Source organism: Pseudomonas mandelii, assembly GCF_002251635.1.
Taxonomy (GTDB): Bacteria; Pseudomonadota; Gammaproteobacteria; order Pseudomonadales; family Pseudomonadaceae; genus Aquipseudomonas; species Aquipseudomonas mandelii_B.
The window spans coordinates 18497-40779 of record NZ_NMOJ01000179.1 but is presented as its reverse complement, the minus strand read 5'-3'; the positions used below and the strand labels follow the sequence as shown (position 1 = coordinate 40779).

The 22283-nt window shown below is 59.8% G+C and carries 18 protein-coding genes, 1 tRNA gene and 2 pseudogenes; 12 read left to right on the top strand and 9 right to left on the bottom strand.

Features of this window, described 5'->3' with window-relative positions:
* The first annotated feature begins 38 nt into the window (after positions 1-38).
* The gene (gene pth / locus B7L09_RS22250; RefSeq protein ID WP_094470662.1) at positions 39-623 is read left to right on the top strand and encodes an aminoacyl-tRNA hydrolase; all 585 of its coding nucleotides are present in this window, start codon (positions 39-41) and stop codon (positions 621-623) included.
* Positions 624-644: 21 nt separating this feature from the next.
* A complete protein-coding gene (gene ychF, locus B7L09_RS22245) occupies positions 645-1745 on the top strand; it encodes a redox-regulated ATPase YchF (protein WP_094470661.1) in 1101 nt (366 codons plus the stop codon).
* A 197-nt stretch (positions 1746-1942) separates the two neighbouring features.
* Here ychF and B7L09_RS22240 read toward each other — a convergent pair whose 3' ends face one another.
* Complete coding sequence (locus B7L09_RS22240; protein ID WP_094470660.1) at positions 1943-3160, bottom strand: MFS transporter; 1218 nt, start codon at positions 3158-3160, stop codon at positions 1943-1945.
* A gap of 332 nt (positions 3161-3492) precedes the next feature.
* Between B7L09_RS22240 and B7L09_RS22235 the strand changes: the two genes are divergently transcribed.
* Together B7L09_RS22235 and B7L09_RS22230 are read left to right on the top strand one after the other, a co-directional pair.
* Entirely contained in the window at positions 3493-5550 is a 2058-nt protein-coding gene (locus B7L09_RS22235) for a methyl-accepting chemotaxis protein (RefSeq protein WP_094470659.1), read from the top strand.
* Positions 5551-5666: 116 nt separating this feature from the next.
* Positions 5667-5743 (top strand) — tRNA-Met (locus tag B7L09_RS22230).
* 71 nt (positions 5744-5814) lie between these two features.
* Here B7L09_RS22230 and B7L09_RS22225 read toward each other — a convergent pair.
* Positions 5815-6924 carry a DUF2817 domain-containing protein gene (locus tag B7L09_RS22225; protein ID WP_094470658.1) on the bottom strand — a complete coding sequence of 370 codons (1110 nt, stop codon included), beginning with the start codon at positions 6922-6924 and terminating at the stop codon, positions 5815-5817.
* Between the two features lie 164 nt (positions 6925-7088).
* On the opposite strand from B7L09_RS22225, the gene ggt reads away from it, so the two are divergent.
* The 3 genes from ggt to B7L09_RS22210 all read left to right on the top strand — a co-directional run bounded on the left by ggt (position 7089) and on the right by B7L09_RS22210 (position 9844).
* Positions 7089-8921: a gamma-glutamyltransferase gene (ggt, locus tag B7L09_RS22220; RefSeq protein ID WP_094470657.1), complete on the top strand. Its 1833-nt coding sequence runs from the start codon at positions 7089-7091 to the stop codon at positions 8919-8921.
* Between the two features lie 245 nt (positions 8922-9166).
* Complete coding sequence (locus B7L09_RS22215; protein WP_010458295.1) at positions 9167-9469, top strand: type II toxin-antitoxin system HigB family toxin; 303 nt, start codon at positions 9167-9169, stop codon at positions 9467-9469.
* Between the two features lie 3 nt (positions 9470-9472).
* Entirely contained in the window at positions 9473-9844 is a 372-nt protein-coding gene (locus tag B7L09_RS22210; protein WP_010458297.1) for a helix-turn-helix domain-containing protein, read from the top strand.
* Positions 9845-9920: 76 nt separating this feature from the next.
* Here the strand turns inward: B7L09_RS22210 and B7L09_RS22205 are convergent.
* Together B7L09_RS22205 and ddlA are read right to left on the bottom strand one after the other, a co-directional pair.
* Positions 9921-10241: pseudogene (locus B7L09_RS22205) on the bottom strand (gamma-glutamylcyclotransferase family protein); the annotation flags it as partial.
* A 57-nt stretch (positions 10242-10298) separates the two neighbouring features.
* Positions 10299-11393, bottom strand: a complete 1095-nt coding sequence (gene ddlA / locus B7L09_RS22200; RefSeq protein WP_094470655.1) for a D-alanine--D-alanine ligase — start codon at positions 11391-11393, stop codon at positions 10299-10301.
* A gap of 186 nt (positions 11394-11579) precedes the next feature.
* On the opposite strand from ddlA, the gene B7L09_RS22195 reads away from it, so the two are divergent.
* Together B7L09_RS22195 and B7L09_RS22190 are read left to right on the top strand one after the other, a co-directional pair.
* Complete coding sequence (locus B7L09_RS22195) at positions 11580-12389, top strand: AraC family transcriptional regulator (protein WP_094470654.1); 810 nt, start codon at positions 11580-11582, stop codon at positions 12387-12389.
* A 77-nt stretch (positions 12390-12466) separates the two neighbouring features.
* The gene (locus B7L09_RS22190; RefSeq protein WP_094470653.1) at positions 12467-12835 is read left to right on the top strand and encodes a cupin domain-containing protein; all 369 of its coding nucleotides are present in this window, start codon (positions 12467-12469) and stop codon (positions 12833-12835) included.
* 12 nt (positions 12836-12847) lie between these two features.
* Here the strand turns inward: B7L09_RS22190 and B7L09_RS22185 are convergent, their stop codons facing one another.
* The 3 genes and pseudogenes from B7L09_RS22185 to B7L09_RS22175 form a co-directional block, all read right to left on the bottom strand.
* Positions 12848-13447, bottom strand: coding sequence for a flavin reductase family protein (locus B7L09_RS22185; RefSeq protein ID WP_094470652.1), 600 nt, complete (start codon positions 13445-13447; stop codon positions 12848-12850).
* A 57-nt stretch (positions 13448-13504) separates the two neighbouring features.
* Positions 13505-14821 (bottom strand): annotated as a pseudogene (locus tag B7L09_RS32620) (methyl-accepting chemotaxis protein).
* A 128-nt stretch (positions 14822-14949) separates the two neighbouring features.
* Complete coding sequence (locus B7L09_RS22175) at positions 14950-16263, bottom strand: MFS transporter (protein WP_094470651.1); 1314 nt, start codon at positions 16261-16263, stop codon at positions 14950-14952.
* Between the two features lie 201 nt (positions 16264-16464).
* On the opposite strand from B7L09_RS22175, the gene B7L09_RS22170 reads away from it, so the two are divergent.
* Positions 16465-17883, top strand: a complete 1419-nt coding sequence (locus B7L09_RS22170) for a short-chain fatty acid transporter (RefSeq protein WP_094470650.1) — start codon at positions 16465-16467, stop codon at positions 17881-17883.
* Positions 17884-17906: 23 nt separating this feature from the next.
* Here the strand turns inward: B7L09_RS22170 and B7L09_RS22165 are convergent, their stop codons facing one another.
* Together B7L09_RS22165 and B7L09_RS22160 are read right to left on the bottom strand one after the other, a co-directional pair.
* A complete protein-coding gene (locus tag B7L09_RS22165; RefSeq protein ID WP_094470649.1) occupies positions 17907-18260 on the bottom strand; it encodes a HepT-like ribonuclease domain-containing protein in 354 nt (117 codons plus the stop codon).
* Positions 18257-18556 carry a nucleotidyltransferase family protein gene (locus B7L09_RS22160; protein ID WP_176457749.1) on the bottom strand — a complete coding sequence of 100 codons (300 nt, stop codon included), beginning with the start codon at positions 18554-18556 and terminating at the stop codon, positions 18257-18259. Before B7L09_RS22160 ends, B7L09_RS22165 begins: the two co-directional genes overlap by 4 nt.
* 227 nt (positions 18557-18783) lie before the next feature.
* On the opposite strand from B7L09_RS22160, the gene B7L09_RS22155 reads away from it, so the two are divergent.
* Positions 18784-20481, top strand: coding sequence for a molecular chaperone HscC (locus B7L09_RS22155; RefSeq protein ID WP_094470648.1), 1698 nt, complete (start codon positions 18784-18786; stop codon positions 20479-20481).
* An 11-nt stretch (positions 20482-20492) separates the two neighbouring features.
* On the top strand, positions 20493-22214 hold the full coding sequence (locus B7L09_RS22150; protein WP_094470647.1) for a J domain-containing protein: 1722 nt from the start codon (positions 20493-20495) through the stop codon (positions 22212-22214).
* Positions 22215-22283 lie beyond the last annotated feature (69 nt).

The window sequence follows — 22283 nt, the reverse complement described above, 5'->3', positions numbered from 1 at the left end:
GGCGATGTTATCCACAACTCCAAGGAAGGGCCCCTGTCGTGACTGCCATTAAACTGATCGTTGGCCTGGGAAATCCAGGCGCCGAATACGAACAGACCCGGCATAACGCGGGGGCCCTTTTTGTTGAGCGTATCGCCCACGCCCAAGGTGTGAGCCTTACGGCTGATCGCAAATATTTTGGCCTGACCGGGCGCTTCTCGCACCAGGGTCAGGATGTTCGTCTGCTGATTCCCACCACCTACATGAACCGCAGCGGCCAGGCTGTCGCGGCGCTTGCGGGCTTCTTCCGGATAAAACCCGAAGAAATCCTGGTGGCGCATGACGAACTCGACCTGCCACCGGGCGTTGCCAAACTCAAACAGGGCGGCGGCCATGGCGGTCACAACGGGTTGCGCGACATCATCGCGCAACTGGGCAATCAGAATACCTTTCACCGCTTGCGGCTCGGCATTGGCCACCCAGGCGTTGCCAGTATGGTTTCAAATTTCGTCCTGGGTCGTGCGCCACGCGCCGAACAGGAAAAACTCGATGCCAGCATCGACTTTGCCCTCGGCGTGCTGCCGGATATCTTCGCCGGTGAATGGAACCGTGCGATGAAAAACCTGCACAGCCAGAAGGCCTGACTCTTACCGAGGGGAAACACCATGGGATTCAATTGCGGCATCGTCGGCCTGCCCAACGTCGGCAAATCCACCCTGTTCAACGCCTTGACCAAGTCCGGTATTGCGGCGGAGAACTTCCCCTTCTGCACCATCGAACCCAACAGCGGCATCGTGGCCATGCCGGACCCGCGCCTGCAAGCGCTGGCGGCCATCGTCAATCCCAAGCGCATCCTGCCGACCACCATGGAATTCGTCGACATCGCGGGCCTGGTGGCCGGCGCGTCGAAAGGTGAGGGTCTGGGCAACAAGTTCCTGGCCAACATCCGGGAAACCGATGCCATCGCCCACGTGGTCCGCTGCTTTGAAGACGAGAACGTGATTCACGTCTCCAACAGTGTCGACCCGAAACGCGACATCGAGATCATCGACCTGGAACTGATCTTCGCCGACCTCGACAGCTGCGAAAAGCAACTGCAGAAAGTCGCGCGTAACGCCAAGGGCGGCGACAAGGACGCAGTGGTCCAGAAAGGCCTGCTGGAGCAATTGATCGCTCACTTCACCCTCGGCAAACCAGCGCGCAGCCTGATGAAGAGCATGAATGCCGACGAAAAAGCGGTGATCAAAGGCTTCCATCTGCTGACCACCAAGCCGGTGATGTACATCGCCAACGTTGCTGAAGACGGCTTCGAGAACAACCCGCTGCTGGACATCGTCAAGGCCATCGCCGAAGAAGAAGGCGCCATGGTGGTTCCGGTCTGCAACAAGATCGAAGCTGAAATTGCCGAACTTGAAGACGGCGAAGAGAAAGACATGTTCCTCGAGGCCCTCGGCCTGGAAGAACCTGGCTTGAACCGTGTAATCCGTGCGGGCTACGAAATGCTGCACCTGCAGACTTACTTCACTGCCGGTGTCGAAGAAGTCCGCGCGTGGACCGTCAAAGTCGGTGCCACTGCACCACAGGCCGCTGGCGTGATCCACACCGACTTCGAAAAAGGCTTCATCCGCGCCGAAGTCATCGCCTATAACGACTTCATCCAGTACAAGGGTGAAGCCGGTACCAAGGAAGCCGGTAAATGGCGCCTGGAAGGCAAGGAATACATCGTNAAGGANGGCGACGTGATGCACTTCCGTTTCAACGTGTAAGTTTTCAGAACGAAGCAGCCGCACAAGAAACAGCCGCGTTTGATACGCGGCTTTTTTGTGCCCGGTGTCTTTCCAGCGAACAATAAAGATCCCTGTGGGAGCGGGCTTGCCCGCGAAGGCATTGTGTCAGCTGCAGAAATGTCGACTGACACTCCGTCTTCGCGGGCAAGCCCACTCCCACAGGGTTTTGCGTTGCCTCAGGATTTCTTCGTCCGAGGCAAGAAGATCGCAAGCACGCCAAACAACGGCAAGAACGAGCACAGGAAGTACACGTATTCGATGCCGTGGACATCCGCCAAGTGCCCGAGCAACGCCGCGCCAATCCCGCCAAAACCGAACATCAATCCGAAGAACACCCCGGCAATCATCCCGACATTACCCGGCACCAATTCCTGGGCGTACACCACGATGGCCGAAAAGGCTGACGCGAGGATGAAGCCAATCACCACGCTGAGAATGCTGGTCCAGAACAGGTCAACATGCGGCAAGATCAAGGTGAACGGCGCAACGCCAAGGATCGAGAACCAGATCACCGCCTTACGCCCGATCCTGTCGCCGATCGGGCCACCGAAGAAGGTCCCCGCCGCCACAGCGCCAAGGAACAGGAACAGGTACATCTGCGAACTGGCCACCGACAGCTGGAACTTTTCGATCAGGTAGAAGGTGAAGTAGCTGGTCAGGCTGGTCATGTAGAAATACTTGGAGAACACCAGCAGCCCGAGCACCACCAGCGCGCTGATCACTCGGCGTTTCGACAAGCCGTGTGTCGCCGCCTGACCTTGTTTGAGCTTGAACAGGTTCAAGTGGTTGGCGTACCAGCGGCTGATCCGATAAAGCACGAACAGCGCAAACACGGCGAACAATCCAAACCAGGCCACATGGCCCTGGCCAAAGGGAATAATGATCGCCGCCGCCAGCAATGGACCGAAGGCCGAGCCGGTGTTGCCGCCGACCTGGAAGGTCGATTGCGCCAGGCCGAAGCGCCCGCCCGAGGCCAGTCGAGCCACACGAGAAGCTTCCGGGTGAAAGGTCGACGAGCCGATGCCAATCAACCCCGCCGCCAGCAGAATCAACGGGAACGTGCCGACCACCGACATCATCAGAATGCCGATCAAGGTGCACACCATGCCCGCCGGCAGCAGCCAGGGTTTGGGATGGCGGTCGGTGTGGTAGCCGACCCATGGCTGCAACAGTGAAGCTGTCAGCTGGAACGTCAAAGTGATCAATCCAACCTGGGTAAATGTCAGGCCATAGTTGGCCTTCAACATCGGATAAATCGACGGCAGGACCGATTGGATCAGGTCATTGATCAAATGCGCCAGCGCCACCGCGCCGATGATGCGCATGACCAAAGGGCTGCTTTGTGAAGTCGCGGGTGCCGGCGTCGCGCCGGTCTGAGCGTTACTGATAGCCATGAGAATTTCCGTACAGCGGATGGGTGCACACGGGCAGGTGCGTCAATGTGCCATTTTTCAGTGCAGCAGCGCCATCCCCTTAGCCTGCTAACGACCTCGACATTCATCGCCAAGAAGGTGATAGCGCAACGCCATGGTCTGAATCTTGCCTTGTTAATCCGCTTCAACGCGGCCCCTTACAAAGGGGACCGAGAATGGGAAGTTTCGCCACAGAGTCGGCCTACAGAGCTGACAAGGGTGAACTTTCGAGGCCTTTTAAAAGGGCACAAGTCGCGGTCGCAACGACCCCGGCGCACGCCAATGGTGCGTGGTGTCCAGAGGAGTCATGGGGCATGCAGGCTTTTTTATCACCGGGGATCGGATTGCTGGGGCGTTTTGGCTTCGCACGCAAATTTCAGTTGTTGTTTCTGCTGTTTATCCTGCCGCTGGCGGGCAGCCTGTTGATGATTGGTCAGGATTATCGCGCCAAACTTAATTTGATCTCCGGCGAACGTGCCGGTGTTCGTCAACTGCTCGCCCTGGATGCACTCGATAACCTGCTCGCCGCCCAACGTGACCGCGCTGCCCGCTGGCGCGCGACGGAAACCAATCGCCAGCCAACCCCTGCGACCCTTGCCGCGATGGCCGCGTTCGATGCGGTTCAACCCGCCGTCGCCCAAGCCACCTCGGACCTCGGTAATGCGCTGAAAACCGAAGGCGCCGAGGGCGAAACCCTGGCCCGTTATCAGGTCCTGCAAACCGCCCTCAACGGCCTCGACTCGAAAAGCCTGAGCAGCGTCGGTTGGTGGCCGGATGGCTATGATCGTTTCACCAATGCCTTGAGTGCACTGCAAGCCTTGCGCGAGCAGATCGCCATGGACAATCGCCTGACCCTCGCGCCATGGCTGGAAACCTACCTGCTGACGCAAATCTCGACGCAACATGCGCCGGACCTGATTGAGCGGGTTGGCCGTCTGGCCAGCGTCGGGCAGGCGTCGGTGGTATCCGGGCAGTTCACCCTGCAAAGCCGTCTGCAATTGCGCGATTTACGCGGACGTATCGGCGATGCCCGGGAACAGTTGGCGAAAACCGCCAGCCTCCTGGAAGCACGCTTGCCCAGCGCGTTGCAAAGCTGGGCCGGGCAATACCAGGAAAGCCTCAAGCATCTGGATGCTGAACTGAAAGTCCTCGATGACGGCGTCTTCGGTGGCAGCATCAAGCTCAAGCCGGAAGAATTCGAGCGCAGCCTCGACAGCCTGCTCACCGACCTCGCCTCACTGCGTCAGCAGTCATTGGTTTCGCTGGATCAACGTCTGGATTACTACCACGGATCGGCGATTAGCCAGTTCATTCTGGTGGCGACGATCTTTGGCTGCCTGCTGTTGGCGGCGCTGTACTTGTTCAGCTGCCTGCAAGCCTCGATCCGGCGCAGCGCCAGTGGCATCACCACGCTGGCCGAAGCCTTGCGTGACGGCAACCTCAGCCTGCAAGTGCCGGTGCAGGGGCGCGACGAACTGGCGGCCATCAGCACCGCGCTGAATGTCGCGGTGGTGCAGCTGCGCAACAGTTTGCTGGGGGTCGATCACGAAACCTTGCAGGTGAGCAACGCGGTGCGCACCCTCAACCATCACTCCAGCGGCGCCTTGGGCGAAGTTGAAGCGCAGCAATTGCAGATCAGCCAGATCGCCGCTGCGGCCACGCAGTTGGCCGCGACCTCTCAAGGTGTCGCCCAGAGTTGCGAACAGGCGTCCGGCAGCGCTCAACACACCCAACGCATTGCGGCCGACAGCAGCCGCGACAGTCAGCGCACCACAGCGAGCATTCAGCAGCTCAACCAGCGCTTGAACGATACAGCGGCGGCACTTGGCCGGGTCAGCGAACAAGGCCAGCAGATTCAATCNGTGGTCGACACCATTCGCGGCATTGCTGAACAGACCAACCTGCTGGCGCTCAACGCCGCGATTGAGGCTGCGCGCGCCGGCGAACAAGGTCGTGGTTTTGCCGTCGTGGCAGATGAGGTACGCAGCCTCTCGCAACGCACTCAGGCCTCCACGGCGCAGATCGCCGGCACTGTCGACAGCCTGCGCAGCACGGTCAATGAGGCGGTCAGCCTGATGGAAGCGGCCTGTAGCCAAGCGCAAAGTGATGCCCAGTCGGTCACCGGCCTGGGCGAGCGCCTTGGGGAAATCGCCCACGCGGTGCAAGGCGTCACCGACACCCTGGCGCAGATCGCCACGGCCGTTGAGGAGCAGGCTTGCACCGCTGATGAAGTCAGCGGCAACATCCAGCAAGTCGATCAGGCAGCCGTAAGGTTGCTCGAAGGCGCGCGGGCGGTGAACCTGGCGGCGGACACCTTGAGCCAGGGCAGCAAGGCCTTGAGTGCCAATACCGGGAGATTTCAGCTCAGTTGACACCCTCCCCCGGTCCGGATTTTCGGCTCAGGTGGATAAGCGGTTGAAAGCGTAGAGAAATATTTTGGATTTACGCTTGACGCATCTGCATTACCGGTGAATAATGCGCGCCACTTGGCTACATAGCTCAGTTGGTTAGAGCATAGCATTCATAATGCTGGGGTCCGGGGTTCAAGTCCCTGTGTAGCCACCAAGTACTAAAAACGGCTTACCGAAAGGTAGGCCGTTTTTTTATGTCTCGAGAAAAGTGCCCCGAACAGCACCTCAAAAACGAACCGTCGGCAACGCCGATAACGCGCGCTCCCAAATCTGCCAGGTCCGCAGCCAGACCATCGCCTGCCAGTCGCTGTCGGCAGGATAGAACTGCTCCAGAAGATTCAGTTTGATTTCACGTCCCACCGCATCACTTGGATTGCCGTGCAGATGCAGCCAGTGGTCATCGCGCAAATGACGATGAACGTCCGGCCCCGGATACGTCCCGCACTCGATCACGAACGGCATCAGTTTGACCTGCGGCAGCGCAGTGATCAGTGCCTGCGAGGTGTAGCCCGTCGCGGTGGCCGCCACGCCGGTTTCGCTCAAGGTGTCGGCACCGGTCAGGAGCGTGTAGAGCCAAGGACCGTAGATGGCCTGTGCATCGGGCAGCGCGGGATAAGCGGCCTCGGTGATGGTCAGCAACATCGGATGACCGTACTCGCCAGCGCCGGTGTGCAAGTCGAAACACATCGCGACCTCGGCGTGGGTAATATGCTTTTGCAGGATTTCGTGCAGCGTGCGGTTCGACCAGCTCGGCGCCAGCCCGCCATAAAACAGGCCATCGGGATGACTGTGCTGGCCGCCCTCGACAATCGACATCACCGCTGGCCAGCCGTGTTCGCGAATCTGCCCCTCGAGCAGGGCGTCGGCGCGGTCACGTTCGGGGCCTCGCAACTCAGTGAAGGCATAGATGTCATGCAGCGCTGCGTAAGCCTGATTGTCCGGCAGCGGACGCTGGAAATTCAGGTGATTGCGGTTCAGGTCGATGTTGTCTTCGTTGACCCGACGCAGCCACGCTGTTCCCCAGGGATTGATCAGGTGGATCATCACCACCGCGACATCGGCCGGCAGTGAACGCTTGCCCAACTCCTGCATCCACTTGATCTGACATCCCGAGCCATAGAAACCTTCCACCCCATGGGTGCCGCTCAACGCGATCAGCAATCGCTTGGCACCCGGATCGCCTAATACCGCCACATCGGTGCTCAAGGGCTCGCCGAAGGGTCCTTTGAGCGGGTGTGGATATTCAGTCAATGTCGCTCCGGCCGAGGTCGCTGCCGCGAGGAACTGCTCACGTTGCGTGCGATAACTCGGCTGCGTAGGAAACTCGGTCTGCATGGCTGCCTCTTGTTGATTTTCTGACCCGTCTGATGCCCTCGACCCTACAGAAAATCCGTCAACTCATGAAGGGCAAAAGCGTCTTGGTTGTCATCCGTGGTTTGCACCACGCCCAGTCGGCCGATAAAGTCCCCTGATCTTTTCCCACGGACGGAGTGCCCAACGTGTTCTCAGCCTTCCGCTTGAGCCGCTATCGCCTGTCAGCTTTTTCGCTGATCGCCACCGCGCTGACCCTCGCAGCGTGCAACGCCCCACCCACGTCGACATTGCCGATCGCGCCGGAAGTCGCCTCGGGCTATCGCACCGACCTGCAAACCCGGCACGCCGCGAAACACATGGCGGCGGCAGCCAACCCTCTGGCAGCCGAAGCCGGGCGGGAGATGCTGCGTCAGGGCGGCTCGGCGGTGGACGCCGCGATTGCCATGCAAGCGGTGTTGACGCTGGTAGAACCTCAATCCTCGGGCATCGGGGGCGGCGCGTTCATTGTGTTGTGGGATGGCAAGAACGTGCGCACTTACGACGGTCGCGAAACCGCACCGGCCGGCGCCACAGAGAAGCTTTTCCTACAGGCCGACGGCACACCGATGGCCTTTACCCAGGCGCAGATTGGGGGTCGCTCAGTGGGAACGCCCGGTGTGTTGCGGGCGCTTGAGTTGGCCCATCAGAAACACGGTCGTCTGCCGTGGGCGCAGCTGTTCGAACCGGCCATCAGACTCGCGGAGCAAGGTTTCGCCATCTCGCCGCGCCTGCATCAGCTGATCGCTTCAGATTCCTCCATGCGTCGCTCGCCAGACATGATGGCGTACTTTCTGAACACGGATGGCAGTCCGAAAGCGGCCGGTACTCAGCTGAAAAACCCGGCACTGGCCGCCGTGCTCAAACGCATCGCTACAGAAGGTCCCGACGCGTTTTACAAAGGGCCGGTTGCGCAAGAAATCGTCACCAAGGTTCAGGGCCACGCCAACCCTGGCAGCCTGTCGCTGAATGATCTCCAAGGCTACAAGGCCAAGGAACGCGCGCCGCTGTGTACCGACTACAAACGCTGGCAGGTGTGCGGCATGCCGCCGCCATCGTCGGGCGGAATNGCCGTGGCGCAGATCCTTGGCACACTCCAGGCGCTGGAAGTTCGCGATCAGCGTTTTGCCTTGGCCCCAATGAAACCGGTCAAGACCGACAAACCCGCCGGCACCGAGCCGACGCCAGAAGCCGTGCACCTGATCGCCGAAGCCGAGCGTCTGGCTTACGCCGACCGCGCGCTTTATCTGGCCGACGCCGACTTCGTGCCCGTCCCTGTCAATGGCCTGGTGGACCCAACCTATCTGGCCAGCCGCGCCGCCCTGATCGGCGACCGCAGCATGGGCACGGCCAAACCCGGCACACCGCCGGGCATCAAGGTCGCCTATGCGCCGGATCGCTCGCCGCTGCGCATCTCCACCTCGCAAGTGGTGGCGGTCGATGACGAAGGGGGCGCGGTGTCCATGACCACCACCGTCGAATCCGCGTTCGGCTCGCACGTGATGGTCCAGGGCTTTTTGCTGAACAACCAGATGACCGACTTCTCGTTCATCCCCGAAGAAAACGGCCAACCAGTCGCCAACCGCGTTGAACCTGGCAAACGCCCCCGCTCGTCCATGGCACCGACGTTGATCTTCGATCGCCAGAGCGGCGAATTTCTCGCCACCATCGGCTCGCCGGGCGGTTCGCAAATCATCGAATACGTCGCCAAATCCATGGTGGNGATGCTCGACTGGAACCTCGACCCGCAAGCCGCCATCAGCCTGCCCAACTTCGGCAGCCGCAACGGACCGACGGAACTGGAAGAAGGCCAGTTCAGCGCCGGGCTGATTCAGGCGCTGAAGGACAAAGGGCACAGCGTGAGCGAGATCGACATGACCAGCGGCACCCAGGCGATTGTTCGGGTGAAGGATGCGCAGGGGAAGCCTTCGTTGGCGGGCGGGGCCGACCCTCGGCGTGAGGGGGAGGCGTTGGGGGATTGATTCCTACAGAGGTGGAAAAGGCCTACCAAGAGGCAAGCCTTGGATCAGGGCCGCTCAGCGCGTGATCTTCAGCGCTTGCCGTGCCTTGTGCCTGCACACCACTGCTTCTTCGATAGAGTTCAAAGATCATTTTTCGCATCAGTTCAGCCACCCGAAGCACCTAGGTACAAAGTCGAGTCCGCACCTCCCATCGGCCACACCTCCACAGACTTGCATCAGTCCCATCACGGGACTAGGATCGCGTCATGAGAATTATCGCCATTAGCCAGCTTAAAAGTTTTTGGGAGCGCTACCCGGACGCAGAACAATCCTTACTAGCTTGGATTGACGAGGCAAGAAATGCCGAGTGGAAAACACCTGCGAACATAAAAGCGCACTTTGCTACCGCCAGCATTCTCAAGAGCCATAGAGTCGTGTTCAACATCAAGGGTAATGACTTTCGGCTGGTAGTCGCTGTGGCTTATCGCTTCGGCGCCGTTTACATAAAATTTGTCGGCACTCACAAGCAGTACGACGCAATCGACGCCGATACCGTCGAGATGGAGTAACCAATGAACATTCGTCCGATTCACACCGACGAGGACTACCGCGCAGCCCTCAAGACTGTATCTGCCCTTTTCGACAATGAGCCAGAGCCTGGCACGCCTGAAGGGGATTATTTCGACATCATGATCACACTGATCGAAGCTTATGAATCGAAGCAGTTTCCAGTTGATCTGCCCAATCCAATCGATGCGATAAAATTTCGCATGGGACAATCAGGTCTGTCCGCAGCGGACCTTGCGCCTGCCATTGGCCGGACAAACCGGGTTTACGAAGTGCTTAATGGCAAGCGTGCGTTGACGCTCCCGATGATATGGAAACTACATGATCTGTTCGGAATACCAGCAGAGAGCCTGATTAAACCTATGAAACAAGCTTGATCAAACGTCGGTCGAAGCGTACTGGCCGACGCTGAAAATCTCCCCTCCCCGGCTCATCGGATATCACGCAGGCACACTACACGCTCACGTACACCCACGCTTCAATCCCGGATTGAAGGACTACGCTGACACGCTTGTAATCCGATACTTCATAACTGTCGGCGGCGGCTAGTTCCTCGGGTGTGATCTGGAACACCATGCCGGGAATCGGGACGCTGCTATCGCTTCCCGGACGAAGAATCGGATGGTGAGTCTTGCCGCTGGTGGCCAACACCTCTGGGTCGGTGATTTCGACCCAGGACTGCTCGTACCCCAGCATCGCATCGGCACTGCCGCTGAGCTCGCGCCCGAAGTTGGCCAGTTGCACGACTTTGTCCTGCAAGGTGCCGTAGGAAAATGATTCCTACAGAGGTGGAAAAGGCCTACCAAGAGGCAAGCCTTGGATCAGGGCCGCTCAGCGCGTGATCTTCAGCGCTTGCCGTGCCTTGTGCTTCTCCAGCGCCAGATCGATCAAGCGGCTGACCAGCTCGCTGTACGTCATCCCCGCCGCCTGCCACAGCTTGGGGTACATGCTGATGCGGGTGAAGCCGGGCAGCGAGTTGATTTCGTTGATCAGCACTTCACCGTCGCCAGTGAGAAACACATCGACCCGCGCCAACCCGGCGCAGCCCAATACCTGAAACGCCTGGACAGCCAAGGCACGGATGCGCTCACTGGCCTCGCTGCTGATCTTGGCCGGTACCACGACCTCCGCGGCTTGAGCGTCGATGTATTTGCTGTCGTAGGAATAGAAGCCGCTACGCACCACGATTTCGCCACAACCGCTGGCGATGGCGTCCTCGTTGCCCAGCACCGCGCACTCGATCTCGCGGCCGCTGACGGCGGATTCGATCAATACTTTTTCATCGAAACCCAGAGCCAGTTCCACTGCCGCCGTGTAATCGGCTTCGTCGCTGACCTTGCTCACCCCCACGGACGAACCCTGGTTCGCCGGTTTTACGAACAGCGGCAGACCGAGTTTGCCGTGGACCTCGGCGAACCCGGTGCGCGCGGCACTGGCGCGGGTCAGGGTCACGAACGGCGTGACCGCCAACCCGGCATCACGCAGCAGGCGCTTGCTGATGTCCTTGTCCATGCACACCGCCGAACCGAGCACGTCGGAGCCCACAAACGGTAAATCCGCCATGCGCAACAGGCCTTGCAGGCAACCGTCTTCACCCAGCGTGCCGTGCACAATCGGGAAGATCACATCGACGTGGCCCAGCAGTTCCTGGCCGGAGGTTTCGACCAATTGCTGNCTGGCCTTGCCTGGCACCACGGCCAGTTCCCGATTGGACTGGTTGAGGGCGATCAGGGCCGGATTTTCCTGGTTGAGCAGGAAGTTCGACGGATCATTAAGGTGCCAATGGCCTTGCTTGTCGATACCGATCAGCACCGGTTCGAAGCGCGACCGATCCAGCGCATCGACGATGTTTTTCGCCGATTGCAGCGACACTTCGTGCTCCGCCGAACGACCACCAAAAATAATCCCTACCCGCAGTTTGCTCATACCAGACACCTCGACGAACGATCAAACGCACCCGCGCCTCGATGGCTTACAGGGTGCAGAGAATGCTCGATACCTTGCTACATTTGTTTGCGGTTTTCTACCAGCCCCATGGGTTTTGTCGGCCAGCAGACAGGTGGCCAGTCCCTGGGTTACCGTGATCGACATTGAGCTCAAGACAACGACACCATGGCCAAGCACACGCCTCCCATCGACTGGTTCCATCGCGCCCCCGACGTGGGCGGGGTTCAGCGTTTCGAGGCGTTTTTTGCCGGCCACGGCTACGACCTTCACCGCCATGACACCTACGCAATCGGCCGGACCCTGGCCGGCGTGCAGAGTTTTCAGTACCGCGGCGGCTGGCGCCACAGTCTGCCCGGCGGGACCCTGGTGCTGCACCCGGACGAGGTCCACGATGGCGAGGCCGGCACCGAGGCCGGGTTCAAATACCGGATGATGTACATCGAGCCGGCGCTGATCCAGCAGATACTCGGCGGACAACCGCTGCCGTTCATCAAGACCGGATTGTCGACCGACCCACGCCTGTTCGCCGCCTCCGACGTGCTGCTGCGAAGCCTGGATTGCCCGCTCGACCCATTGGAGGAACAGGACGCGCTGTTCGATCTGGCACAGGCCTTGAGCACCGTCTCCGGCGCGCCCGGTAAACGCCAGCGCTTCGACTACGTGGCGGCGGAGCGCGCGCGGGAGTTCATCCACAGCGCCCTGGATCGCACGGTGACGCTGGAAGAACTGGCGCAGCACAGCGGTCGGGATCGCTGGAGTCTGTCGAGGGATTTTCGCCTGTTGTTCGGCACCAGCCCTTATCGATACTTGACGATGCGTCGCCTGGACCTGGTTCGCGCACTGCTGATCCAGGGCCAGTCTCTGGTCAGTACCGCGCTGATCGCCGGCTTCACCGACCAGAGCCACATGACCCGGCAATTCAGCAAGGCCTACGGCCTGTCACCGGCTCGCTGGATGAAAATGCACCGCCGCTAAGCCACGCACAATCGTACAAGAAACCTGCTGCCGTGCTGACTATCGTGGATTCACGATCAACCACGAGAGCTTGTTTCATGAATGCCTATCGAAGCCTGAACTTCGCTGAAAAAATCGCCCGGATCGACTCGCACTGGAGCCCTCGGGTCATCGCCGAAATGAACGACTACCAGTTCAAAGTGGTGAAACTGCTGGGGGATTTCATCTGGCACGATCACTTGGACACCGACGAGACCTTCATCGTGCTCGAAGGGCAGTTGCGCATCGACTTTCGCGATGGCCACGTCCTGCTGAACGCGGGCGAAATGTATGTGGTGCCCAAGGAGGTCGAGCACAAACCCTGCGCCGAACAGGAAGTGAAACTGCTGCTGATCGAGCCCAAGGGTGTACTGAACACGGGCAGTGAGCGTGGCGAACGCACGGCGCAGAATGACGTGTGGGTGTGAAAGGCAGCCGGTTTACGGCTGCAAGGTCTTGCCTTCCACCGGATCGCCGATCGTCAGAAAATGCCCGCCCGCAACATGGTGCAGGGTGCGTAAAGCATCGTGCCCTTCGAAATGCCAACGGCCTTCGCTGAACACGCGCTCATCGGCCTGGGCGGCAATCACCTCGGCCACGAACAGGTCGTATTGCTGATGGTTGTCGGGCTCCGGCAGCAGCCGGCACTCCAGCCAGGCGACGCAACCTTCAAGCATCGGCGCATCGATCAGCTCGCCGCTGAACGTCTGCAAGCCGTACACCTGAAACTTGTCCAGGCCCTGGCCCTGAGTCAACTCCAGGCCCGACGTCGAGCCTACGGTCTGCGCGATATCGGCCTGGGCCGCGCAGGGAACGTTCAGCACGAAGGTGCCCGACGCTTCCAGCAGTTGGCGGGTCCAGGTCGACTTGTCCAGCACCACGGCGATTTTTGGAGGTTCGAAGTCCAAAGGCATCGCCCAGGCGGCGGCCATGATNTTGCGNCGGCCGTCGTGGGCTGCGCTCACCAATACGGTCGGCCCGTGATTGAGCAAGCGATAAGCCTTGGACAAGGGAACCGGACGGCGGTGAGAAACGCTCATGAGGGCTGCTCCTGGGGAAAACGCCGATTGTAGCGATTTCCGCCAGGAGGTCAGGTATCAAGTCGCCAGTTGATTGGCAAACTGCCCGACCGCGTTGACCACTTTCTGCGCGCCGTCCTGAATCTCGACGATCACCGTGCCCGCTTCCGCCGCCAGCGCCAGGCCTTGTTCAGCCTGGAGTTTGCCGTCGGTCATCAGGGCCACGGCATTGCGNGCCATGTCCTGGTTCTGACGCACCACACCGACGATTTCCTCGGTGGCCTNGCTGGTACGNGACGCCAATTGCCGNACTTCATCGGCCACCACGGCAAANCCACGGCCCTGCTCACCGGCGCGCGCCGCTTCGATGGCCGCGTTNAGCGCCAGCAGGTTGGTCTGTTCGGCAATGCCGCTGATGGTNTTGACGATGGTGCCGATCACTTACGACTGCTCGTTCAATGCTTCGATGCCTTCGCCGGCGGTTTGCATGTGCCGGGCCAGGTCACGCATCACGTCCACCGCCTGAGTCACCACGGCGGTACCGCGCTGGGCGCTTTGATCGGTTTGCTGGGAGGTGCTGTAGGCGATGTTGGCCGCTTCGGCGACCGCCTGCTCCTGATTGACTTGATCGGTAATCACCGTGGCAAATTTCACCACTTTGTAGAGCGTGTTGTTGGCGTCCACCACCGGGTTGTAGGACGCCTCCAGCCAGACCACACGACCATGGCTGTCCACACGCTTGAACCGGCCCGCCACGAACTCGCCCGCATTCAGGCGGCGCCAGAAGTTCTGATATTCCGCGCTGCTGTAATCCTCAGGTTCGCAGAATNTCCGGTGATGTTTGCCCTGAATCTGCGCCAGGCTGTAACCCATGCCGCTGAGGAACCGGTCATTCGCCGTCAGCACATGCCCGCCGAGGTCGAACTCGATGACCGCCGTAGAACGCACCAGCGCGGTGATAAGGTTTTCATGCTCGCGGGACGCCTCGATGGTGCGGGTCAGGTCGCTGGAATAAATCGAGAAGTGCTTGATCCGCCCCTCCGAGGACAACACGGGCTGCACAATCGAACGCAACCAGGCTTCCTGGCCATCGCCCCGCAGCAAACGCACGGCGCCGGCGAAGTGCTCGCGGCGGGTCAGCGCAGCCTTGAAGCGGTGGTGGAATTCGTCCGATTTCACATGGGGCGGGACAATGTCTTCAATGTGCCGGCCAATCAGGTCGCTGCTCTTGTAGAGCATCTCTCCGAGGAAGTTCTGGTTGACCGATTGAATCCGTCCATCAGGATCCAGGGTCAGGACCAGCATCTCGCTTTCCAGACTGTCCTTCACTTGCTGAAGGCTGGAGAGTTCTTCGCGAAGAGCCGACAGCTCCTGCTTCAAGCGTTTGTTGAACATGGAAAGCACCGATGGACAGGGATAGAAAGCGGCATGCAGCCTAGCCATCGGCCTTGCGGATATTTTCTGAAGCCTGTTTCAGGGTTGTCCTACAAAAATAGTTTCGGCACGCCTATCAGGCTATTTATTCACGCCGCGCCAGCGGCCGGGCAGTGTTCAACCCGAGGCATCCGTGTACCGAAATACGCCGCGCTGCTCACGCCCACTGCGCCCATTACTGCGCTGAATATCACGCAAATCCATGGACTCCATGGCATCAGACCGATCAACAACAGCGGTGTGACACTCGCCCACGCGGCGTAGGCAATGTTGTAGGTGAAGGAAATCCCCGACACCCGCACCGGCGCCGGAAACAGGCCGACCATCACCGACGGCACCGCGCCGACGACCCCGCAACCGAGTCCGGCAATCGCGTACGCCAGGCCAATCCACTGGCCGCCAGTGATCAGGCACGTATAGAGCACACCGATGCCCAGCGGCAGCAGCAGGCTATAAACCAGCACCGTGCGCCAGGCGCCGATGCGGTCCACCAGCAGGCCGGCCAGTACACAACCGATATTCAGNAAAACAATGCCCAGCGCGCTCAAGGCGAAGGTGTGGCTGGGGCTCATGCCGAAGGTTTTTTGCATCATGGTCGGGGTGATGACCACCAGCACTACCACGGCCGAGGTGAGCACGCAGGTGAGGATCATCGCCGGCAATATCGCCAGGCGATGTTCACGCAAGACCGTGCGCAGCGGCAGTTCTACCGCTGCATCACGCTTCGCCTGCATCGCCATGAATACCGGGGTTTCGTTGAGCCAGCGGCGCAACCACACGCCGATCACACCGAAGACGCCGCCGAGCAGGAACGGGAAGCGCCAGGCGTAATCGAGGATTTCGGCGGGGGTGAACAGTTGCGCCAGCAATGTCGCGGTGAGTGCGCCGATCAGGTAGCCGAAGGTCAGCCCGGCCTGCAGGAAACCCAGGGCATAACCGCGATGCCCGGCCGGCGCGTGCTCGGCGACGAACACCCAGGCGCTTGGTACTTCACCGCCGACCGCAGCGCCCTGCAGGACTCGCAGGATCAACAGCAAAAGTGGTGCGAAATAGCCGATCTGGGCGTAGGTTGGCATGATCCCGATCAGCAGGCAGGGCAGCGCCATCATCAGGATGCTCAGGCTGAATACGCGCTTGCGCCCCAGCCGGTCGGCGAAATGCGCCATCAGGATGCCGCCCAACGGGCGCGCCAGATAGCCGGTGACGAAGATGCCGAAGCTTTGCAGCAGGCGCAGCCACTCGGGCATTTCCGGTGGGAAAAACAACTGGCTGAGGGTTAGCGCAAAGAATACGAAAATAATGAAATCGTAGATTTCCAGCGCGCCGCCAAGGGCCGCCAGGCCAAGGGTCTTGTAGTCCGAGCGGCTGAACGGCGCCGGGCGCGAATCGGTGTTGGCAATCATGAAAAGAACTCTGGCACGGGCAAAAAACCAAGGCGCCCATGGTCTACGCAAACGCGTCCACCGACAACCCGTTAGACCAAAGTCTCAGTCTGGTTAATCTTCGTCACAAAATATGACTGATTGATTTACTGTTGGCACCTGTCCAGACGGGCCTTTGCCGCCCCAAAGACCACAATAAACATAAAAATTCGAGGTACTCCCGTGGCCGCTGATATCGAAGATACCCGCTCCGCCCGCTTTGCCCTGCGCTGCTCAAGTTTTGCCGAACGCTGGTTCCCCGACTCTTGGGTATTTGCCGCCCTGGCGGTGATCATCGTGGCCGTGGCAACCATGGCCATGGGCGCCAAACCCACTGACGCNGCCAAAGCCTTCGGTGATGGGTTCTGGAGCCTGATTCCGTTCACCATGCAAATGGCNTTNGTGGTNATCGGCGGTTATGTGGTCGCCAGTTCCCCGCCCGCAGTGAAACTCATCGACCGCCTGGCCCGGATCCCGAAAAACGGTCGCTCGGCCGTGGCCTGGGTCGCGTTGATTTCCATGGTGGCGTCGCTGCTGAACTGGGGCCTGTCGCTGGTATTCGGCGGTCTGCTGGTGCGCGCCCTCGCTCGCCGCACCGACCTGAAAATGGATTACCGCGCCGCCGGTGCTGCCGCGTATCTGGGCCTTGGCGCCGTGTGGGCCCTGGGCCTGTCGTCGTCNGCTGCGCAACTACAGGCCAACCCGGCCAGCTTGCCGCCGTCGATTCTGTCGATCACCGGCGTCATTCCCTTCACCCAGACCATTTTTCTCTGGCAGTCCGGCGTCATGTTGCTGGCACTGATCGTGATTTCGCTGATCATTGCCTACGCCACCGCGCCGGGGCCGAAAACAGCCCGCGACGCCGAAGCCTGCGGCATCGACCCGAGCTTCAACCTGCCACCACTGCAACCGCGCACCCGTCCCGGTGAATGGCTGGAGCACAGCCCGTTGCTGACGATTTTGCTGGTGCTACTGGCAGCGGGATGGCTGTTCCACGAGTTTTCGACTAAACCGGCGATCAGCGCCATCTCGGGGCTGAACACCTATAACTTCCTGTTCATCATGGTCGGCGCGCTGCTGCACTGGCGCCCGCGCAGTTTCCTCGATGCGGTGGCCCGCGCCGTGCCGACCACCACCGGCGTGCTGATCCAGTTTCCGCTGTATGGCTCCATCGCGGCGCTGATGACCACGGTCAAAGGCTCCGACGCGCAGACCCTGGCCCACCACATCTCGACCTTCTTCGTCAGCATTGCGTCCCACGACACCTATGCGCTGCTGATGGGCGTTTACTCGGCGATTCTGGGTTTCTTTATTCCATCGGGCGGCGGCAAGTGGATCATCGAAGCGCCTTACGTGATGCAAGTGGCCAATGACCTGAATTACCACCTGGGTTGGGCCGTGCAGATCTACAACGCGGCGGAAGCCCTGCCGAACCTGATCAACCCGTTCTACATGCTGCCGCTGCTGGGCGTACTCGGGTTGAAGGCCCGGGACNTGATTGGTTTCTCGTTTGTGCAACTGCTGGTGCACACGCCGTTGGTGTTGTTTTTGCTGTGGGCGCTGGGGACGACGCTGACGTATACGGCGCCGGTGATGCCGTAAACCCTCTAAAGAACACCGCAAAACTACTGTAGGAGCGAGCCTGCTCGCGAAAGCGGCGTATCAGTCACTAATGATGTTGACTGAACGGTATCCCACACCACTTCGAGATTGATATCGAAATAGCCGTGAGCAATACGGTTGCGCATACCTCGCATGCTGCGCCATGGCACTTGTGAATTTTCGCTCGCAAAATCCGCATAGCCATCCATTACTTTGGTGGCTGCTTCACCAATAATGATGAGGCTCATGATCACAGCTTGCTGGGTACGTTTGTCTTCGGAAAACTCTTCTTTACTCAAGCCTTCGACAAAAATCAGCGCATCGCTTGCGGCTTGCCGCATATGGTCAAGGTAATCTGCGAGACGGTTAACAGTCATACGGGACGAGCCTGTTCGAGTACCTGCTGACGAAACTTCAACGGAAGATCTCCCGGCGTCAGCAGATCAACACTGACCCCCAGCAAATCTTCGAGCTCGACTTGAAGCCCTCCGAGATCGAAAAGCGTGGCCCCTGGGAGAGCGTCCACCAGTAAATCAAGGTCACTCCCTTCTTTATCTGTCCCGAGTAACGCGGAACCAAATACACGAGGGTTGGACGTACGAAATCGACCGACGACCTCGCGGACGGCTGCTCGTTTTAGATCCAGTGCAGTAGAAAGCGGCGTATCAGTCACTAATGATGTTGACTGAACCACCGCATTCGCGAGCAGGCTCGCTCCTACATTGAGAATCCCACTGTATTCAAAGCAGTAGTCCGTCTTTGCCTAAGGGCTACTGCGTCCCGTCGCAAATAATAGCTCAGTGCCACTACTTTCCTTTACCGCCCCGCTGCTCCGGTAATATCCTTGCCCGAATATTATCTGTTTCAATTTTTTGCAGGCCGGAAAGGGAGTTCATCGCAATGATCGTAGGGATTGACCTGGGGACCACCAACAGCCTCGTCGCCGTCTGGCGGGGGGAGTCCAGCGAGTTGGTGCCCAATGCTCTGGGCCAGTTTCTCACCCCCAGCGTGGTGGGTCTCGATGATCAAGGCCGCGTGTTGGTGGGCCAGGCCGCCCGCGAGCGTTTGCACACCCATCCGCGCCAGACCGCTTCGCTGTTCAAGCGGCACATGGGCAGCGCCACGGAAGTGCGCCTGGGAGACAGATCATTCCGCCCCGAGGAGCTTTCCGCGCTGGTGCTCAAAAGCCTGAAGGAAGACGTCGAACGGGCCTTTGGCGAAACCGTGCAGGAAGCGGTGATCAGCGTGCCGGCCTACTTCAGCGATGCCCAGCGCAAGGCCACGCGGATTGCCGGTGAGCTGGCCGGTCTGAAGGTTGAAAAACTGATCAACGAGCCGACCGCGGCAGCATTGGCCTATGGGCTGCATCAACGGGACAAGGAAACTTCGTTCCTGGTGTTCGACCTCGGTGGCGGCACCTTCGACGTGTCGATTCTGGAGCTGTTCGATGGGGTCATGGAAGTGCGCGCCAGCGCCGGCGATAACTTCCTGGGCGGCGAGGATTTCGATAGCGTGCTGCTTGAGCATTTCCTTGAGCACCATCGCAACACCGACAACTTTCCTGACCGCAACAGCATCATCCAGCCGTTGCGTCGCGAGGCCGAGCGTGTGCGCAAAGCCCTGGGCCAGGACAGTAGCGCCGAATTCAGCCTGCGGGTCGACGGCCAGCAATGGACGCAAACCATCACCCAAGCGCAACTGGCCACGCTCTACACGCCGCTGCTCGAACGCCTGCGCACGCCAATCGAACGGGCGCTGAGAGACGCGCGGATTCGGGTCAGTGACCTCGACGAAATCCTGCTGGTGGGCGGTACGACGCGCATGCCGCTGGTGCGCAAACTCGCGGCCGGCCTGTTTGGGCGTTTCCCTTCAATCAGTCTCGACCCGGACGAAGTCGTGGCCCACGGTGCGGCGATCCAGGCAGCCTTGAAAGCACGCTCCGCCGCGCTGGAAGAAGTGGTGCTGACCGACGTCTGTTCTTACACATTGGGCATCGAGACGACGACTCAAATCGGCCAGCAGTACGAAAGCGGGCATTACCTGCCGATTATTGAGCGCAACAGCATCGTGCCGGTGAGCAGGGTCAAGACGGTGTATACACTGCAAGATAACCAAGAGCACGTGCTGCTGAAGATCTTTCAGGGCGAAAGCCGTTTGGTCAAAGACAACGTGGCATTGGGCGAACTGGACATCAAAGTGCCGAAACGCAAGGCCGGCGAAGTCGCCCTCGACGTGCGTTTCACCTACGACAACAACGGTTTGCTCGAAGCCCAAGTGGTCATCCCGCTGACGGGCGACAAGCATTCGCTGGTCATCGAGAACAATCCCGGCGTGCTCACACCCGAGGAGATCCAGCAGCGACTGGAGGGCCTGGCGCTGTTGAAGATTCATCCGCGCGATCAGCAGGTCAATACGGTGTTGACCGCACGTCTTGAGCGTCTCTATCAGGAAAGTCTGGGGCAGATGCGTGAGCAGATCGCTCATTGGGCCAAACAGTTTCAGCACGTGCTTGATTCTCAGGACGAACGGCGGATCCGTGAAGCGCGCAGCGAACTGATCCAGCAACTGGGCACGCTGGACAACGGCCTCTGGCACTGAGGAGCGGCAACATGGATTGCTGGTCTGTGCTGGAACTGCCCGAAGACGCTGATGCGCGCACTATCAAAAGAAGCTACGCGCGGCTGCTGAAAACCTTCCGCCCCGATGAAGATCCCGAAGGCTTTCAGCGTGTGCGCGAGGCTTATGAGGAGGCGCTGAGTGTGGCGCAATGGCGGGCCGAAAACGCCGCCGAAGAACGTGAAGTCGCAATGGCCGACGTTGTCGAAAAGCCCAATCACACCGACCTCCAGGCAGGGTCCGATGTGCTCGACGTGCGTGCGTTGAGCCTTCAAAGTCCGCCTCCACTTCGGCCCTTGAACCTTGAAAGCCCGCCCCCTCTCCGCTCGCTGAACCTTGCACCGTCCAACCCCGAGCCCCTGCACGAACCGGTTGCTGCGCCGGACGAACTGGCAGCGCGTGCCTTGCTCGACGGGCTCTCCGAGCAGAATCTGTCCGAGCGTTGGGCGCAGGCGCAACAACAGCACTGCGCCAAGGCGTTTGAGCAGTCGTTGCTGGCGTTGTGCTTCGATCATCCGGGCCTGCGCAATTCGATTGCCGCCTGGGCGGTCCAGCACCTCGATTGGCTCGCGCCCTGGCAAAACGTCGAAATGACCGATTGGCAGCAAGACGCTCTGGCCAGTGGTTTGCTGCAAGATTATCGGCAGGCGCTGCAGGAGTTGCTCGAAGACAAGAAAGAACGTGACTTTCTCTCCCTGCTCAAAAGCTACACCGCACAACCTTGGCTGCAGGTGTTCGATCGACGTCAGGAGTGGCAGCGAATCCTCCTGCAACTGTTCAACGACACCGAATGGAGCCTGCCGCTGTTCGACCGCGTCGGTCAGGTGTTTGGCTGGGACGAAAAAAAAGGCATTCATCCTGAACCGGCGTCGCTCTGGCAGGCACTGATCGAGCGCTGCAATCAGGAAAGCTTCTACGCAAGCCTGCAGGCCAAGGCGCAAGACAGCCGGACCTGGGCCGCTGACGTTCAGGCCGCCCATTTGCTGATGAACCCGATGAAGCCCGGGCAACAGAAGAAAATGATCGACGGCTTTGGCCAGAACGAGTGGCAGGCCTGTCATGACCTAGCGCAAACCCTTAAGTGGCGTTACCCGGAATTGCGTTTAAGGCTGCCCCACGCCGATGTTTTTCACTGGCGACGTTTCCTGCCGCGCCCGATCGCCGACGAAACCTGGGTGCGCGTCTGGGCGGGCATCGCGCTGGCGCTGTTTTTGTTTTATTTCCCGACTGAATACAAATCCAAGGGTTTCAGCATAAGCATCCCGATGATATTCATCCCGTTTGCATTCGCATGCGTGCCGGTCTGGTTCCTCCGTTTCGCCATGAGCTGGTGGGTTCCGATCGTCTCGCATGTCATTGTCCAGGACCTGTGGCTGACCGAAGGACTGGTCCCCCGACACTGGAACCCGGATACCCGCTGGCTAGTGATGCGACACGGTGTTCCGCAAGCCGTCCTCACGCTGCTGTTTGGGCTTCTCTTGGGTTGGCCGGGCATGGCGACTTATGTCGGTTTCATGCTGATCGGTCTATTGCACAAGCGCCGAATCGGTCAGCTCGCGCCTGAACTGGCCGCCCGGCGTCCATGGCTGACCGCGCTGCATTGGACGCACTTCAGTCCGTTGCAGTTGGTGTTTTTGCTGGTGATGGTCGGCGTCATCTTCGTGCGCCGGATGTATTTCCCGGAGTATCACCTCACGCATTTGATGTTCAGGTGAGCGATTGCCGGCCGATCTGCTTAAGTAACTATCGCCCGCGATCAACGCGGACCCACGCTGAAAAGGATC